Below are 17,045 nucleotides of genomic sequence, written 5' to 3'. Positions count from 1 at the left end.
GGGGTAGGACTTGGGCTCGGTTTCCGGCGGTGTCAAGGCACTCTAGCAGAACCATTGCGCCACCGGTACCCGAAGGATTATATAGGGCTTAATTCCCGTCATCGCTGATGACCCCCCGGTTTCGCCTCCAAAGAGGTGGGCGAAGCACAAAGGAGATTTGCCATGAGCAACGCACCTCTGATGCCCAAGGCGACCGCCGTCTGGCTACTCGATAATACCGCGCTGACCTTCGACCAGGTCGCCGATTTCACCAAGATGCACCCGCTCGAGGTCCGCGCCATCGCCGACGGCGACGCCGCCCAGGGCATCAAGGGCATGGATCCGATCTCGACCGGCCAATTGAGCCGCGACGAGATCGAAAGGGGCGAAAGGGACCCCAACTATCGCCTCAGGCTCGGCGAGAGCAAGGTGGTGCTGCCGGCCGCCGCCAAGCGCAAGGGCCCGCGCTACACCCCGGTATCGCGCCGCCATGAGCGGCCGAGCGCGATCCTGTGGCTGGTCCGCAACCATCCCGAACTGAAGGACGCCCAGATCATGCGGCTGGTCGGAACCACCAAGACCACGATCGCGAGCGTCCGCGACCGCACCCACTGGAATACCTCGACGCTGACCCCGATGGACCCGGTGACGCTCGGCCTGTGCTCGCAGATCGAGCTCGATTTCGAGGTGCAGCGCGCCGCCAAGGAGAAGCCCGCCACCGCCACCTATGGTGGCGCCACGCTGCTGCCCGCCTCCGAAACCACGCGGAAGGAGCCGGAGTTCGAGCCTGCCGAGAAGACGAGCGACGACCTCAACGTCGACGCCGTGTTCGCCAAGCTGAAGACGATCGGCGGCAAGAAGGCGGACGAGGAGGAGTAAGTCTCCTCCACTTTGAGCCATCGGAGATGCGAACGCGGCGGGATAACCCGTCGCGTTTTTGTTTGAGGCGATGCAGCGAGCGCCCTCAACCATCATGCCCCGCGAGTGCGGGGGATGGATTCACGGTTGAAGTGCAACGATTGATTTGAGTTCGGAGAATGCCTCAGCGGGGGTTTTGAAGTCCAGACATTTGCGTGGGGTGTTGTTGAGGCGGCGAATGTGCCGCTTGAGGTCAGCTGGGGTGATGAGGTTGAGGTCGGTTTTGCGCGGCAGGACGCGTCGTAGCCGGCCGATGAAGTTTTCGACGCCGCCTTTTTGCCAGGGGCTGTGGGGATCGCAGAAGAAGGTTTGGAGGCCGAGGGTTTGGTGAAGCCTGTGATGCTCGGCGAACTCGTTCCCGTTGTCGAAGCTGATGGTTTGGCGCATCGCCGCCGGAACCTTGCCGAGCTGACGCGTGATGGTTTGAGCGGTGAGAACAGCCTTTCGATCGGGCGGGCGGTGAACGATGTTGAAACGGGTTTGTCGTTCGTGGAGAACCAGCAAGCCTTGACCGCATTTGGCGAACAGCATGAAGTCCGCCTCCCAATGGCCCGGCGTTCCGCGGCCCTCGACCTCAACGGGTCGTTCGGCGATCGAGCGTCGGTGCTTGATGACGCTGGCGCGGCTGCGTCCGCGTCGCCCGCGTATTTTTTTGTGACGCGGCAGCAGACGATACCAGTAATCCTTCTGGGCTGTTCGATGATAGATGAAGCGATAGATTGACTCATGGCTGATGATCACGCGACCATGTTCCAGCGCCAGTCGGCCAGCGATCTGCTCGGGGGAATGTCCCATCGCAAGGCCTTTGCCCACGCGGTCCCGCAGGTGCGGCTGGCGCGCCAGCTTGAAGCGGCAATCCCACCGCCGCCGGCGCCCGGCCAGTTGCTGCGCCCGGACAGGCTCGTAGCCGCCCGCCCAAACCTTGGTGGGCCGGGAGTTCCGTCGAAGTTCGCGACTGATCGTCGATGGCGCCCGGCCAAGTGCGGACGCAATTTGGTTTTGAGATTTACCGCCTGCATGCAGGCGGTAAATCTCAATGCGCTCATCGAGGCTGAGCTGGCCGTAACACTGTCCCATCGCCGCAACACCCTGGCAGGTGTTGCACTTGTGTCGTGAACCTAAGGGGTATCCAGTACGCCGCAGCTTATCGGTCCGACGATTGACGTCTCTGGAATACTGGATCACCCGCTTTCGCGGGTGATTGACGGCGGATCGGCCTCACGCCTTCTTCAGGAACTCCGTGCGCAGGACCAGGCCCTTGACCTTGTCGGTGCGGCCTTCGATCTCGTCCTCGCTATCGGTGAGGTGGATGTTCTTGATCACCGTGCCGCGCTTCAAGACCGTGGACGAGCCTTTCAGCTTCAGGTCCTTGATCAGCGTGACGCTGTCGCCTTCGCCGAGCAGCGCGCCGTTTGAATCCCTAACCTTGATGTCCATGTGATGCTTTCCGCGACGCGCGCTGAGATGAGAACACTCTCTCTTAGCGCAATTCGATTTCGTCCGTCATCTCATGCGGGCTCAGCATCAAGGCGGCTGGCGGCGCCGGGGCCCGGCCCCCCGGCGCCGCCATCCCCCCGCGGCGTCAGAACTTGTAGACGACGCCGCCGCCCACCAGCCACGGATCGATATTGGCGCGCCCGGTGACTGGAATTGCGTTGTTGACGGTTGCCGAGTAGTCCGGCCGCAGCCACAGCTTCTTCACGTCGACGTTGAGGCCCCAGTGGCGGTCGAGCATGTAGTCGAAGCCGAACTGGACCGCGGCGCCGACCTGGTTGCTGATGTGCAGATCCGTCACCGCGAGGCCGCCGACCGGCGTATTGGCCGCGGACTGGTTGAAGAACACGGTGTAGTTGATGCCGGCACCGATGTACGGCTTGAACGCGCCGAGCCCGGTGAAGTGATATTGCAGGGTCAGCGTCGGCGGCAACAGCCAGGCCTTACCGATGTCGAGCCCGTTGAGCGCCCCGGTACCGCTGATGTGATGCCTGGTCGCGCCAAGGATGAGTTCGGCCGCCAAGTTCTCGGTGAAGAAATAGGTGATGTCGAGCTCCGGGATGACCTGGTCGCTGATCGAGAGCCCCGAATTCGGTGACGACAGGCCCGGAACGCCGAAGACGTTAACCGAGCTGCCGCCCGCATCCGGCAACACGCCGAGCGCGCGCAGACGGATCATCCAGGGGTTGAAGGTCTCCACCGGCGGCGGCGCTTTCGCCTTGTAGACCGGCGCCAGATCCGCAGCCTGCGCCGACATGGCAGCCCCACCGAACGCCGCCGCAACCGCGAGCAGTGACGCCGTCAAAATCGTTCTTGTCCTCATCAAATTCCCCATCGCCAAGTCTTCCATCGCCAAGTCCGCGCGGAAAGTCGCGCGTTGCCTCTCTCAGACCAGAAGCGGGGCGGTGAAGGATTTGATGCGGATCAAATCAGACGAGACATGGCGTGATTGAGTCACACCGTTGCAAAAGTATCACGGCAAACACCGATGCGATTCAGTCGTAGCGGTAACGCGCTGCCGCTCTCGTCATACTTCGCGGGCATGACAACGGAGATTCGCGAAGCACTATCCGAGCGCGATGTCTTCCGTCACCTCGTGCTTGAGTCCGACAGCGTCGATCGTCAGCGTCATTTTTGCGGTCAGCTTCTCGTTGCCTTTGAGACGGCCGGCGTCGATGCCGTCGCGTACGGCCTTTTCGATCTCGCGCTGGGAGGTGATGCCGACGCGCTTCAGGAATCGGCGCAGGCTTTCGTTGAAGACGTCTTCGTTCATGACGGTCCTCCTTGCCTCATGGCCTCACCGGATTGTTGAGCATGTCTTCGGCGAGATTGCGCTGCCGGCGGTCGGTCCTCGCTTCAGCGTTCTGCCGCTGGACGTCGCGGTCCTTGCGGCAGGCGACATATTCGGGCGAACCCTGCTGGACATTGTTGGCGCGGCAGAAAGCGTCGTCATCGCCCGCAGCGTCGGCCAGCGGCGCCGATCTATGCTCGAGGCAGCCGGCGAGCAGCGGGGCGAGCAGGAACAGCGCGATATGGGCTCGGGCGAAGTAACGTCGCATACGTGGGTTCCCTCTTTCGTCATTGCCGGGCGCCCGTCCCCGACCCGATCGGGGATGACCCGGCAATCCATCGAAAAGATGGCGGCTTCTCTGATCTTGATGGATGCCCGGGTCAAGCCCGGGCATGACGATCCAACCGTCACACCCTTCCCTTCAGCGCGTCGCCGATCTCGTCAAGTACCTTGGGGTCCTCGATCGTGGCCGGCATGGTCCAGCTTTCGCCGTCGGCGATCTTCTTGATGGTGCCTCGGAGGATCTTTCCGGAGCGCGTCTTCGGCAGGCGGCCCACGGTGATCGCGAGCTTGAAGGCGGCCACGGGGCCGAGCTTTTCGCGCACCAGCGCTACGATTTCCTTCTCGATCTCGGCCGGCGGACGGCTGACGCCGGCCTTCAGCACCAGGAGGCCGCAGGGCACTTCGCCCTTGATCGCATCATTGATGCCGAGCACGGCGCATTCGGCGACATCGGGATGCGACGCCAAAATCTCTTCCATGCCGCCGGTGGAGAGCCGGTGGCCGGCGACATTGATGATGTCGTCGGTGCGGCCCATCACCCAGACATAGCCGTCCTCATCCTTGTAGCCGGCATCCGAGGTCTTGTAGTAGCCGGGGAATTCGGAGAGATAGGCTTCCTTGAAGCGCTCGTCCTGCTGCCACAGCGTCGGCAGGCAGGCGGGCGGCATCGGCAGCTTGACCACGATCGAGCCCATAGTGCCTGCGGGCACGGGCCTTGCGGCCTCATCGACCACATCGACCTGATAGCCCGGCATCGGTACCGTCGGCGAGCCGTGCTTGACCGGCAGCATGCCGAGGCCCACCGGATTGCCGGCAATGCACCAGCCGGTCTCGGTCTGCCACCAATGGTCGACCACCGGCACCTTCAATTGTGCTTCCGCCCATTCCACCGTCGGCGGATCGGCGCGCTCGCCGGCGAGGAAGAGCGTGCGGAAGTTTGCGAGATCGTATTGCCGGATGAACTTGCCTTCCGGATCCTCCTTGCGGATGGCGCGGAAGGCGGTCGGTGCGGTGAAGAACGCAACCGCCTTGTGCTCGGAGATGACCCGCCAGAACGCACCGGCATCGGGTGTGCCGACCGGCTTGCCTTCATACATGACCGAGGTCGCGCCATGGAACAGTGGGCCGTAAACGATATAGCTGTGGCCGACCACCCAGCCGATGTCGGAGCCGCACCACCAGACCTCGCCCGGCCTGACGCCATAGAGGTTGAACATCGACCATTTCAGCGCGACCAGGTGCCCGCCATTGTCGCGCACGACGCCCTTCGGGATTCCCGTCGTGCCCGAGGTGTAGAGGATGTAGAGCGGATCGGTCGCGAGCACCGGGACGCAAGGCACGGCCTTGCCGGCATCGAGCGCGGCGCCGCGCAGACGGGCCCAGTCGTGATCGCGGCCCGCAGTGAGCTCGCAACCATGCTGCGGGCGCTGCAGGATGATGCAGCCTTGCGGCTTGGCGCTGGCAAGCTTGATCGCCTCGTCAAGCAGCGGCTTGTACTGCACGATGCGGCCGGGCTCGATTCCGCAACTTGCCGAAAAGATCAGCTTCGGCTTGGCATCATCGATGCGGCTGGCCAGCTCCTTTGCCGCAAAGCCGCCGAACACCACGCTGTGCACCGCGCCGATCCGCGCGCAGGCCAGCATCGCCACCACCGCTTCCGGCACCATCGGCATATAGAGGATGACGCGGTCGCCCTTGGTCACGCCGAAATCCTGCATGACCGCGGCGAGCGTCTGCACTTCCTTCAGAAGCTCGGCATAGGTGAATTTCGTCACGCTGCCGGTGAGCGGGGAATCGTGGATCAGTGCGACCTGCTCGGCGCGACCGCCCAGGACATGGCGATCGAGCGCGTTGTAGCAGGTGTTGACGACGGCGCCGGTGAACCAGCGTCCATAAGCGCCAAGCGAGGGATCGAAAATCTTCTTCGCGGGCTCGATCCAATCGATCTCCCGCGCCGCCTCGCTCCAGAAGCCCTCGGGATCAGCCAGCGAACGTGCATAGACCTCGTGATAGCGGCTGTCGTGAATATTCATGGCGTCCTCCCGGTCCTTCTCCCCGTCATGGCCGGGCTCGTCCCGGCCGTCCACGCGTTGCTTCCTCGCCGGGAAGGACGTGGATGCCCGGCACAAGGCCGGGCATGACGCAAGCGGCTAGTTCATCGTCTCTGACCGCATTGTCACGGAGAGCGGTCATGATTCAAGCCGAAAAGACGCCGCCGTTCGTGCACAAAGCGCGTTCGCGACCTCCCACCTCTCCCGCAGGGAGAGGTCGGCGCGCAGCGCCGGGTGAGGGGTTCAGGTCCCACGAGAGAGCGTAACCCCTCACCCGATTTGCTGGCGCAAATCGACCTCTCCCTATGAGAGAGGTGAAAGAGAGCTAATACCCATCGGCCCCGTTCAGCTTCTGGAGGCGCTGCTTCATCGCCTTCTGCAGGTCGTAGCCGGGACGGCCGAACTGGGCGTTGCGGCGGGCGATGAATTCGTCCTGCTCGCGCTGCAGGGCGCGGGCGGCACGCGGATTCTCGGCCTCGCGGATCGCCCTGGCATTCGCCGCAAAGATCTCGCGATCGAGATCGGCGAGTTCCGGATTGCCGCAGATGACCTTCTCCACCGCGCGGTGCGCCTTGGCACAATTGAAACTTGGCTTGCCGGCAACGGCCATCAGCGCGCCCAGGCGCTCCAATTCGAGCGCCAACGACTTGTAGTTCGCGCGCGCCGCGGCGTGATCCGGGTTCAGCTTGATCGCCGCGCCGAAATCAGCGAGCGCCTTGGGCCGGTCGCCCTTCTTGCGCCAGAGCTCGCCGCGCGCATTGAAGCTATCGGCAAGCGTCGGATCCAGCCTCAGCACCGCGTCGTAATCGGAGATCGCGCGGTCGACCATGTCCTTGCGGGCATAGGCGTCGCCACGCGCGATCAGCGCCTTGACGCGATCGGCGTTGGTGGCGCTTTCATTGTCAATCAGCGCCGTGCAGAGTTCGACGGCCTTGTCGTTATCGTCAGCACCAGCAGCAGTGAGGCATGGCGCAGGATCGGCCTGCACATCCTTGAGCGGCTCTACGCCGGTTGCGAATGCATGCTGCGCAAGCGCCATGCAAAGGCTCGACGCGACGAGAGCGCGTCGGATGAAGAGCCAGGGTTGCATCGATTGGTCCGGAAGGAATTCTTGATCTCGGCCCGATGGTAGCAAACGACGCATACTCCGCACAGCGGGAGATTTGTCGCGATTTCGCGCTTGCCCATGGGCTCGCAAACTGATGCTAGATTAGCCGACGTCCGCCAACGGGAATTTGACGCGTGTCAACCTTCGAATGGATCATCGTCCTGCTGCTCGTCGCCATTCCGCTGTCGGCGGTGGCGCGACGTATCAACGTGCCCTATCCGACCTTTCTTGCGATCGGCGGCGTGCTCCTGACCTTCCTGCCGTCGGGGCCATCCTGGACATTGGAACCCAGCCTCGCGCTGGCACTGTTCGTGGCGCCGGTGCTGGTGGATGCAGCGTTCGACACCTCGCTGCGGGACCTCCGCAACAACTGGTTGCCGGTGACGATGCTGGTGCTGGCGGCGGTAGGAACCACCACCGCCGCCGTCACCCTGGTGACGCACTGGTTCAAGCCGGACATGCCATGGGCCGCGGCGATCGCGCTCGGCGCCATCGTGGCACCACCGGATGCCGCTGCCGCAGTCGCAATCCTGCGCCAGGTCAAGCTGCCCTATCGGCTCCTGAAAATCCTCGAAGGCGAGAGCCTGCTCAATGACGCCAGCGCGCTGCTGATTTATCGCATCGCCGTGGGCGCCGTGGCGATCGAGCATGCGAAGCTGCACGAATTCGCGCCCGCGGTAGCATGGGCGCTCGTCGGCAGCCTGCTCGCCGGCTTTCTCTTCGCGAGGATTTCGGCACTGCTGACGCAACGGATCAGCTACGCGCCGAGCGCGATCATCACCCAGTTCGGCGGCACGTTCATGATCTGGATCATCGCCGAGCGGATCGGCCTTTCCGGCATTCTCACCATCGTGGTCTTCGCCATCACGCTGGCCCGCACCGCACCGGCGCGAACTCCGGCCCGGCTGCGTGTCCCGTCCTATGCGGTGTGGGAGACCGTGGTATTCGTGCTCAACGTGCTCGCCTTCATGTTCATCGGGATGCAGCTCAAGCCGATCTGGGCCGGGCTCGACGCCTACGTGCGCATGGAATACTGCATCTTTGCCGCGAGCGTGCTGGCGGCCGTGATTCTCGCGCGCATCGCGTGGGTGATGAGCTATGGCGTCGTCTTTCGGCGACTGGTGGCATGGGGGCTATTCCACCCCTCGCGCACGGCGCCGCCGCCGACAATCAAGAGCGGCTTCGTCGTTTCCTGGTGCGGCATGCGCGGCATCGTCACGCTGGCGGCCGCCTTTGCGTTGCCGGAGGATTTCCCGTATCGCGACCTGATCCTGCTGACCGCCTTTTCGGTGGTGTTTGGAACGCTGGTGATCCAGGGCTTGACCTTGCGGCCCTTGATCTTGGCGCTGCGTCTGAAGGACGACGATCCGGTGACGGCCGAGGCGGCGCGCGCCCGCGCCACGGCCTTTCGCGCCGCGCTGGAGGAGATCGACGGCGATCCGTCCGAGGAGGCCGAGATCCTCAGGCTGGAATACCGCGCGCTTCTGATGCGCGCCGAGACCGATCCGAGCGGCGGCGTCACATCGAGCGAGCTTCCCGCCGATCCCTTAAGGCGCCGCGCGATCAGCGCCGCCCGGCAATCGCTCTTGACGCTGCGCGACTCTGAGGAGATCGGCGACGACGCATTTCATCTGGTCGAGGAAGAGCTCGACCGTGCCGAATTGAGCGCGGAGGCGTGATCTTGCGTCGTCCCGGCCTTGAGCCGGGACGACAATTAGCTCACCTTCAGCGTCACGCCGCCGTCGACGACGAGCTCAATGCCGGTGACGTATTTCGATTCATCCGAAGCCAGGAACAAGGCAGCGTTGGCGACGTCCCAGGCGTCGCCCATGTGGCCCATCGGCACCTGCGCGTCGCGGGCGCGCCACATCGCTTCCACGTCGCCCGCGGAATAGCTGGCGGCGAGGCCGGCGGAATGCGCCACCATCGGCGTCTTCATCAGACCGGGCAGGATCGCGTTCACCCGCACATGGTCGCGCGCGAACTGCACCGCGCTGGTGCGCGTCATCTGGTTCATCGCCGCCTTCGTGGTGGCATAGGTGACGTAGGAGATGCCGAGATGGCGGATCGAGGCGATCGAGGAGATGTTGATGATCGAGCCGCCGCCCTGCTTCTGCATCACCGGGATCACGTGCTTCATGGCAAGATAGGCGCTCTTGAGGTTGACGGCGAACACGCGGTCCCATTCCGCCTCGCTCACCTCGACCACGCTGCCCATCTCGGCGATGCCGACATTGTTGTCGAGCACGTCGATGCGGCCATACGTCTTCAGGCATGCGGCGACCATCGCCTCGACGTCGGCCGCACGGGAGACGTCCGCGGTGAACGCTGCCGCCTTGCCGCCCTCGCCGGTGATGATGCCGGCCGTCTCTTCCGCAGCGGCCGCGTTACGGTCGACGCAGAACACGCTGGCACCCTCGCGCGCAAAGGTGACGGCGGCCGCCTTGCCGTTGCCCCAGCCCGGCCCGATCGAGCCGGCGCCGACCACCATCGCGATTTTGCCCTTGAGCCGATCCATTGGCTTCTCCCCTTGTTAGTGTTCGTATTGCAGCCAGGCGCCCGCGGTCAACCCAGTCCGGCTGATGTGCCCGATGCACACTCCGCATGCATCATCCGAAAGTCGCAGGCGCGATGCCCCTTACAACGTTTGCCCCAAACCAGCATGAATGCGCCGCCCAAGACCCGGCCGTCCAGCCGGGTTAGAGAGAGCGTACTGGGGGAAGCATGACTACAGAAGGCCGACCGTCAGGCAAATCGTCGTCCAATGACGAAGTCGTCGCCATCTCCGAGGAGGCGCTGCAGAAAGCGGAAACCTTCGTAGAGGCCGAGGAAGGCGCGACCAACCGCCTGATGGGATGGGCAGGACGCATTTCGACCACGATCGCGGTGGTCATGAGCCTGTTCCACCTCTATGCGGCCTACGCGATCGTTCCGACCCAGGAACTCCGCTATACCCATGTCGCCTTCACGCTGGTGCTGAGCTTCCTCTTGTTTCCGCTCGCCACGCGTTTTCGCAACCGCGTCCGCTGGTGGGACATCGTGCCGGGCATCGTTGCGGTCGCAACCATCGTCTATGCGCTGTGGGGCGGCGAGGATTTCACCGACCGCGCCACGACGCCCGACCACCTGGATGTCATCGTCGGCATTGTCTTCATCGTGCTGCTGCTCGAGGCGACGCGGCGCACCACCGGACCCATCATGCCCGTGGTGTCGCTGTTCTTCATCGCCTATGCGATGCTCGGTCCGCATCTGCCGGCGCCGTGGACCCACCGCGGCTACGACCTGTCCCGCCTGGTCGGCCATCTCTTCATCACGCTGGAAGGCATTTTCGGCGTCGCCGTCGATGTGTCGGCTACCCTGATCATCCTGTTCACGATCTACGGCGCATTCCTGCAGCAATCCGGCGCCGGGAAGTTCTTCATCGACTTCTCGCTGGCGCTGATGGGCGGCAAGCCGAACAGCGCAGGACGGACGGTCGTGCTGTCGTCGTTCCTGCTCGGCGGCCCCTCGGGTTCGGGCGTTGCCACCACCGTGATGATCGGCACCGTGGCCTATCCGATGCTGGCCAAAGCGGGTTTTGAGAAAAACGCCGCCGGCGGATTGCTGGCGGCCGGTGGCCTCGGCGCGATCCTGTCGCCGCCGGTGCTGGGGGCGGCCGCGTTCCTGATCGCCGAGTTTCTCAAGATCAGCTATCTCGACGTGATCTGGATGGCGACCATCCCGACCTGCCTCTATTACATGTCGCTGCTGTTCATGGTCGAACTGGATGCCCGCAAATTCGGCGCCAAGGACGTCAACTTCAAGCCGGAGATGACGCTCGGCCAGATGACCAAGCGCTACGGCTTTCACTTCGTCTCATTGGCCGCCGTGGTCGTGTTCATGATCATCGGCTATTCGCCGTCACTGTCGGTGTTCTACGCCGTTGTGGTCACCTTCGCGTTGAGCTTCCTGCGGAAGGAAACGGCGCTGGTGCCCACGAAGCTGGTGAAGGCGCTGGCCGACGGCTCGATCGGCGCGCTCAATGCCGCGACCACCTGTGCATGCGCCGGCATCGTCGTCGGCATCGTGACGCTGACGGGCCTCGGCCTGAAATTCTCGTCGATCGTGATCAGCTATGCCGGCGGCAGCTTACTACTGACCGCGATCTACACTTCGCTGATCGTCTGGATTATCGGTCTCGCGGTGCCGGTGACCGCCTCCTACATCATCTGCGCCGTGATCGCAGCGCCGGCGCTGATCAAGCTCGGCGTGCCCGATTACGCCGCGCACATGTTCATCTTCTATTACGCCGTGCTGTCGGAGGTGTCGCCGCCAACAGCGCTGTCGCCGTTCGCGGCTGCTGCCATCACCGGAGGCGATCCCTACCGCACGACGCTGCAATCGTGGAAATACACGCTGCCGGCCTTCCTGGTGCCGTTCGTGTTCGTGCTCGACCCGCAGGGCGTTGGCCTTCTGCTGGCGATCCCGAAGGGCGGCTCGTGGGTCGATATCCTCGAAATCACGCTCAAGGCGACCATCGGACTGCTGGCGCTCGCCGCATTTGCCCAGAACTGGGCCCTGCGACAAACTACGCCGATCGAACGCGGCCTGCTTCTGCTATCCGGATTGCTATTGGTGTTTCCGAGTTTGATCGAGGCGATCGTCGAATGGATAATCGGCCGCGATATCAGCTACACCTACGTGCCAGGTCTGATCATAGGCCTCGGCGTGCTGCTGTGGCAGGCGAGAACACCGACGCCGAAGGAACCGGCGCTTACGATTTAATGAGGGAGTGACAGGATGAAGAAACTGAAAAAGACCGTGGCGATGCTGGCTGTGACGATCTCGGCCGGTCTCGCTTTTGCCGGCATCGTTCATGCGCAGCAGAAGATCATGTCGATCGGCACCGGCGGCACCGGCGGCGTCTACTATCCGCTCGGCGGCGCGATCGCCAACGTGCTCTCGAAGAATCTTCCCAATGTGCAGGCCACCGCCGAGGTCACCGGCGGCTCGGTCGACAATCTCAAGCTGATCGGCACCGGGCAGAGCGAAATGGGCTTCACCATGGCCGATGCCGCGCTCGACGCACTGCAGGGCCAGGACAAGTTCAAGAACAACAAGGTGCCGCTGCAGGCCCTCCTCGTCGTTTATCCGAACCGCATGCATGTGGTGACCGTCGAGGGCACCGGCATCCAGACCATGGCGGACTTCAAGGGCAAGCGCGTCTCGACGGGTTCGCCCGGCAGCGCCACCGAAGTGATGGCATTCCGTGTCATCGAAGCGGCTGGCCTGGACAAAGACAAGGACATGAAGCGCGAGCGGCTCGGCGTTGCCGAATCCGTCAACGCCATCAAGGACGGCAAGATCGATGCCTTCTTCTGGGTCGGGGGCATCCCGACCGCGGCGGTGACCGACCTCGCGGCGACCCCCGGCGTCAAGATGAAGCTGATCGATCATGGCGACCTGGCCGAGAAGATGAATGCCAAATACGGCAAACTCTACTCCGCCAGCAAGATCAAGGCAGGCTCGTATCCGGGCTACGACAAGGACAATTCCATCACCGAGGTCTGGAACCTGGTTGTCACCGGGGACAAGATGAGCAACGACGATGCTTATACGATCGTCAAGACGCTGGTGGAAAAGAAGGCCGACATCGTCGCCGTGCACAAGGAAGCCGAGAGCTTCTCCCTCGACAACCAGCGCCAGGATCGCTCCCCGATCCCGTTCCATCCGGGCGCATTGAAGTATTTCAAGGAAAAGGGCATTGACGGCTAGCTCTTTTGTTTTGACGCGTTTTCTTCACGCGAACCGGTATCCACTTCGCTCGAAAACGCTATGACACGCCTCAACCACAATTCCTGACCACCGCTGAGCGGCGCCATCGTGCGCCGCTCGATTTTTCGGCGCCTATCCTTCCGCATCGCTCAAGGACCTCCAAATGCCTTCTTCGACCGTCGCTTCGTCAAATCTTAGCCGCCGCTCGCTGCTGCGAGGCACCGCCGGGCTTGCCGGCGCATCAATGCTGCCGCGGCTGGCGCGCGCCGCCGAATGGCCGACGCGGCCGGTCAAGCTCCTGGTGCCGTTTGCCGCCGGCGGCACCACCGACATCCTGGCCCGCGTGGTCGCGGCCAAGGTCTCCGAGGAATTCGGCCAACAGTTCATCGTCGAGAACAAAACCGGCGCGGGCGGCAATATCGCGGCCGACGCCGTCGCCAAAGCCGATCCTGACGGCTACACCTTCCTCGTGGGCACGCCCGGCACGCATGCGATCAATCCGTTCGTGTTCAGGAACATGCCGTTCGATCCGCTGAAGGATATCGCGCCAGTCATCATCATCGCGCGGGTGCCCAATCTCTGCTCGGTCACCAATTCGCTGCCGGTGAAGTCGGTCGCCGAACTGATCGACTACGCCAAGTCGAAGCGTGGCGAATTGTTCTACGGCACGCCCGGGCTCGGCAGCACCGCGCATGTCTCGACCGAGCTGTTCCGCTCGATGACCGGCGTCGAGATCACGCATGTGCCCTACAAGGGCAGCGCGCCGGCATTGACCGACCTGATCGCCGGCCGCGTGCATCTGATGATCGACAACCTCCCCGCCGCGCAGCCCTTCGCCGAAGCCGGACAGATCCGTCCGCTTGCGGTGTCCACCTCCAAGCGCTGGCCGCTATTGCCTGACCTTCCGACGATCGCGGAGGCGGGCGTGCCCGGCTATGAGGCCGCCTCCTGGTTCACGATCGCGGCTCCTGCGAAGACGCCGAAGGAGATCATCGACCGCCTCAACGCGAGCGTCGACAAATTCCTCAAGACCGAGGACGGGATTGCACGCCTGCGCAAGCTCGGCGCCGACCCCGTCGGCGGCTCGGCCCAGGACATGCAGGCTTACGTGCTGGCGGAGACCGAGAAATGGGGCAAGGTCGCCAAATTCGCGGGCATCCAGCCGGAGTGACGACGGCATTACTCTCCCATAGCAGGGCCGGGACATCGGCCGACGGGGCGCGTCGGTCACCCGATCCAGACGACGTATAGAACCGAGCGCCAACACGCACGTCAGTTCGGCCATTGGCAAGGATCGTATTCCCTGCTTAATTTTCCCTGCGCGAAACCGGCCCGCCAGTGGCCGGCGCAACCGGGAGAAACGCCAATGCCTGCTTACCGCGCCGTCGGACTATCTTTGGGAGCCGCAGTCCTGCTCTGCAATCTCACGTTCAATCCTGCCCATGCGAAACCTTTCATGATCGTCGGGCTCGACGAGAAGGTGTTATGGGATGACGATGGAAAACCGATCCTGTCTGCGCCCGGCAAGGACCAGGTTCTCATCCTCGACCTCGCCAATCCCGAAAATCCCAAGACCGTCGCCTCACTGCCGCTGAAGAATTCGGTGGTGGGACCGCCGGTCAATCTCGACATCGACCCGACCGGCTCGATCGCTCTCGTCGCCGATTCAGTCGATGTGACCAAGGACGGCGATGCGCTGAAGCAGGTGCCGGACAACAAGGTCTATGTCATCGATCTCAAGGCCAACCCGCCGAAGCTGGCAGCAACCGTGACCGTCGGCAAGCAGCCGTCCGGGCTCAGCATCAGTCCGGACAGCAAGATGGCGTTGGTCGCCAATCGTGGCGACAATTCCGTTAGCGTGCTCTCGATCAATGGGACCGACGTCAAGGTCACCGACACCATTGCGTTGCCCGACAGCGTCGCCCATGTGGCGTTCACGCCGGACGGCAAGCGGGCGCTCGCTGTCCGCTTCCCCGCGCACAAGGTCTCGGTGCTCGATATTGCCGGAGACAAGGTCACCTACAACAAGGTCGATCTGCCGACGGGCCAATGGCCATACAATGTCGCGGTGACGCCAAATGGCAAACTCGCGCTGACGTCCGACAATGGCGGCGCCGGCTCATCCGACGGCAGCGTCGACACCACGAGCGTGATTGATCTCGAAGCCAATCCGCCGCGCATCATCGATCGTGTGGTGGTCGGCGACGGCCCCGAGGGCCTTGCGATTTCGCCGAAGGGAGATCTCGCTGTCGCCGCCATTTTGCGCGGCTCCAACATGAAGAACGCGTACTACTATCACAAGGACGGCAGCCTCACGGTGCTGAAGATCGACGGCAAGAAGGTGACCAAGACTCAAGACATCGAGGTCGGTGGCTTGCCCGAAGCCGTCGTGTTCACGCCGGACGGCAAGTACCTGCTGGCCGGAAATTACCTGACTCAGGATTTCTCGATCCTGAAAGTCGATGGTGGGAAGGTTAGCGACACCGGAAAACGCTTCAAGGTGCCGGGTCACCCGGCTTCGGCGCGCATGGGGCACTAGACCATGATCCGGAAAAGTGGAGACCGGTTTTCCGAAAAGATCATGCTCGAATAAAGAACGATCGGTAGCGGCGGCGATCACGTGAACGCTATTCTCAAAACGGGAATCGATCACGGCGACAACGATAAACAACCACAGACATTAACGCGTGCTGCCGCCGCGAAACGACGCGGCGGCGCACCATTGCAATCGCTCGCGAGCAGTTCGGACCGAATGGCGTCGGAGCACGGCATTTGGGGCCGCCGATGCGCTGATCTGCTTCGATTATTCATTACAATTTTAGCTTTATTTGTCTCTTTAACCCTACCTAAGCATTCATGGGGATTTGAAAGGAGGGTCCTCAAATTTCCCGATTAAGGCCGCCACGGAGATGTACGAGTCAAATCGACATCACGGGAAAGGGCGGGCATGAATCAAATCAACCCCAAGGAATACGCACGACCCGGCTGGTTCGGTCATCGCAAATTGACGCCGCGGGCTTGCGTCGCCGATAGCAAGAAGCACCTTCGTACCTTTCTTTCTGATGCTCTCGAGGATCTCGGCTTCATCACCTCGGAGTGCGGCGAGGCCACCGAACTGGATGGCGCGCTGGACGCGCATCGGCCCGACCTGCTTGTGCTCGGTGTCTCCGTCAACGGGATCGAGGTCGGCAGGATTCTGGAGGTTCTCGTCAGAAAGAATTTCGCCGGCAAGGTTCTCGTCATCGGCCCGCCCGAGTCGATTATGGTAAAAGCGGTCAGGCAAATTGGCGAAGAATACGGCGTAGCCATGCTGCCGCCGCTGGCGACGCCGTTCGGCGCCGGAACGCTGCGCGACAGCGTTGCGATGCTGCTGCCGCAGGAGCCCGCGCCGAGCCCCGCGGTCGATGTGGCAGAAGCGCTCAAGGCCGGCTGGCTCGAATTGTGGTACCAGCAGAAGATCAACTTGCGCACGCTGGTGCCCGCGGGCGCGGAGGCCCTGGTCAGGATGCGGCATCCGGCGTGGGGTGTGGTGCCGCCGGCCTATTTCATTCCCGATGAAAGCGATCCGCATTTCCAAGCGCTGTCCGAATTCGTGGTCGGTCGCGCCATCGAGGATTGGCACTATCTCTTGGAGCAGAAAGGACCGGTGGACCTCTCGATCAACCTGCCGGTATCGTTCCTGAGCGATCCGCAAGCCGTGCGCGAATTATGCCGCCGCGTGCCGCAGCATCCCGCGTTCGGCGGCCTGCTGCTCGAGATCGGAAGCGCCGAGGTGATCGAGAACCTGGACCTCGTGATCGAGGTCGCGCGGCAGGTGCGGTTCCACAACATCGCGATATCGGTCGACCAGGTCGGCACGGAGTGGCCATCGCTGATGGGTCTAAAGAACTTCCCCTTCGTCGAACTGAAGATCGATCATCAATTCGTCACCGGCGCCGCCGACGACCGGCTGAAGCAGACCGTGTGCAAACATGTCGTCGAGCTTGCCCACGACCACGGCGCACGGGCGCTCGCCCAGGGCGTCGAGACCCGCGCCGACTTCCTCACCGCCCATGCGGTCGGCTTCGACCTGGTGCAAGGCTATCTGTTCGGCAAGCCGATGGGAGTGAAGAAGTTCGCCCGCTCGCGGCCTTCCCCTGCCGCGAGCGCTGAATCGAAATCGTGACGT

15 protein-coding genes are annotated in these 17,045 nt (G+C 63.1%); 7 read left to right on the top strand and 8 right to left on the bottom strand.

The window, feature by feature from the left end; genetic code table 11:
• Positions 1-162: 162 nt before the first annotated feature.
• Positions 163-858 (top strand): DUF1013 domain-containing protein, encoded by a 696-nt coding sequence (locus ACZIRK_RS11035; protein ID WP_130229704.1) that lies wholly within the window; start codon positions 163-165, stop codon positions 856-858.
• 120 nt (positions 859-978) lie between these two features.
• Here the strand turns inward: ACZIRK_RS11035 and ACZIRK_RS11030 are convergent, their stop codons facing one another.
• From ACZIRK_RS11030 to ACZIRK_RS11000, 7 genes are all read right to left on the bottom strand, one after another.
• Positions 979-1,974 (bottom strand): IS30 family transposase, encoded by a 996-nt coding sequence (locus ACZIRK_RS11030; protein WP_130229703.1) that lies wholly within the window; start codon positions 1,972-1,974, stop codon positions 979-981.
• A 141-nt stretch (positions 1,975-2,115) separates the two neighbouring features.
• Positions 2,116-2,334 (bottom strand): alkylphosphonate utilization protein, encoded by a 219-nt coding sequence (locus tag ACZIRK_RS11025; RefSeq protein ID WP_130229702.1) that lies wholly within the window; start codon positions 2,332-2,334, stop codon positions 2,116-2,118.
• A 145-nt stretch (positions 2,335-2,479) separates the two neighbouring features.
• On the bottom strand, positions 2,480-3,214 hold the full coding sequence (locus ACZIRK_RS11020) for an OmpW/AlkL family protein (protein ID WP_165435552.1): 735 nt from the start codon (positions 3,212-3,214) through the stop codon (positions 2,480-2,482).
• Between the two features lie 243 nt (positions 3,215-3,457).
• Complete coding sequence (locus ACZIRK_RS11015) at positions 3,458-3,664, bottom strand: DUF6494 family protein (RefSeq protein ID WP_130229700.1); 207 nt, start codon at positions 3,662-3,664, stop codon at positions 3,458-3,460.
• Between the two features lie 16 nt (positions 3,665-3,680).
• Positions 3,681-3,950, bottom strand: a complete 270-nt coding sequence (locus ACZIRK_RS11010) for a hypothetical protein (protein ID WP_028168247.1) — start codon at positions 3,948-3,950, stop codon at positions 3,681-3,683.
• A 139-nt stretch (positions 3,951-4,089) separates the two neighbouring features.
• Entirely contained in the window at positions 4,090-5,997 is a 1,908-nt protein-coding gene (locus tag ACZIRK_RS11005) for a propionyl-CoA synthetase (protein ID WP_130229708.1), read from the bottom strand.
• 343 nt (positions 5,998-6,340) lie between these two features.
• Positions 6,341-7,054, bottom strand: a complete 714-nt coding sequence (locus ACZIRK_RS11000) for a tetratricopeptide repeat protein (protein WP_130229699.1) — start codon at positions 7,052-7,054, stop codon at positions 6,341-6,343.
• A gap of 203 nt (positions 7,055-7,257) precedes the next feature.
• On the opposite strand from ACZIRK_RS11000, the gene ACZIRK_RS10995 reads away from it, so the two are divergent.
• A complete protein-coding gene (locus tag ACZIRK_RS10995; protein WP_130229698.1) occupies positions 7,258-8,802 on the top strand; it encodes a cation:proton antiporter in 1,545 nt (514 codons plus the stop codon).
• Positions 8,803-8,837: 35 nt separating this feature from the next.
• Here ACZIRK_RS10995 and ACZIRK_RS10990 read toward each other — a convergent pair whose 3' ends face one another.
• Positions 8,838-9,641, bottom strand: coding sequence for an SDR family NAD(P)-dependent oxidoreductase (locus tag ACZIRK_RS10990; protein WP_130229697.1), 804 nt, complete (start codon positions 9,639-9,641; stop codon positions 8,838-8,840).
• Between the two features lie 206 nt (positions 9,642-9,847).
• Between ACZIRK_RS10990 and ACZIRK_RS10985 the strand changes: the two genes are divergently transcribed.
• The 5 genes from ACZIRK_RS10985 to ACZIRK_RS10965 all read left to right on the top strand — a co-directional run bounded on the left by ACZIRK_RS10985 (position 9,848) and on the right by ACZIRK_RS10965 (position 17,042).
• Positions 9,848-11,887: a TRAP transporter permease gene (locus ACZIRK_RS10985; RefSeq protein WP_463327356.1), complete on the top strand. Its 2,040-nt coding sequence runs from the start codon at positions 9,848-9,850 to the stop codon at positions 11,885-11,887.
• Between the two features lie 15 nt (positions 11,888-11,902).
• Positions 11,903-12,877, top strand: coding sequence for a TAXI family TRAP transporter solute-binding subunit (locus ACZIRK_RS10980; protein WP_130229695.1), 975 nt, complete (start codon positions 11,903-11,905; stop codon positions 12,875-12,877).
• A 163-nt stretch (positions 12,878-13,040) separates the two neighbouring features.
• Entirely contained in the window at positions 13,041-14,048 is a 1,008-nt protein-coding gene (locus tag ACZIRK_RS10975; protein ID WP_463327355.1) for a Bug family tripartite tricarboxylate transporter substrate binding protein, read from the top strand.
• 195 nt (positions 14,049-14,243) lie between these two features.
• Positions 14,244-15,416, top strand: a complete 1,173-nt coding sequence (locus ACZIRK_RS10970; RefSeq protein ID WP_165435539.1) for a lactonase family protein — start codon at positions 14,244-14,246, stop codon at positions 15,414-15,416.
• 408 nt (positions 15,417-15,824) lie between these two features.
• Positions 15,825-17,042, top strand: a complete 1,218-nt coding sequence (locus ACZIRK_RS10965; RefSeq protein WP_130229578.1) for an EAL domain-containing response regulator — start codon at positions 15,825-15,827, stop codon at positions 17,040-17,042.
• The last annotated feature ends 3 nt before the right edge of the window (positions 17,043-17,045 follow it).

It is taken from the genome of Bradyrhizobium sp. Leo114, from assembly GCF_055229415.2.
This window is presented reverse-complemented; position numbering and strand designations above follow the sequence as displayed.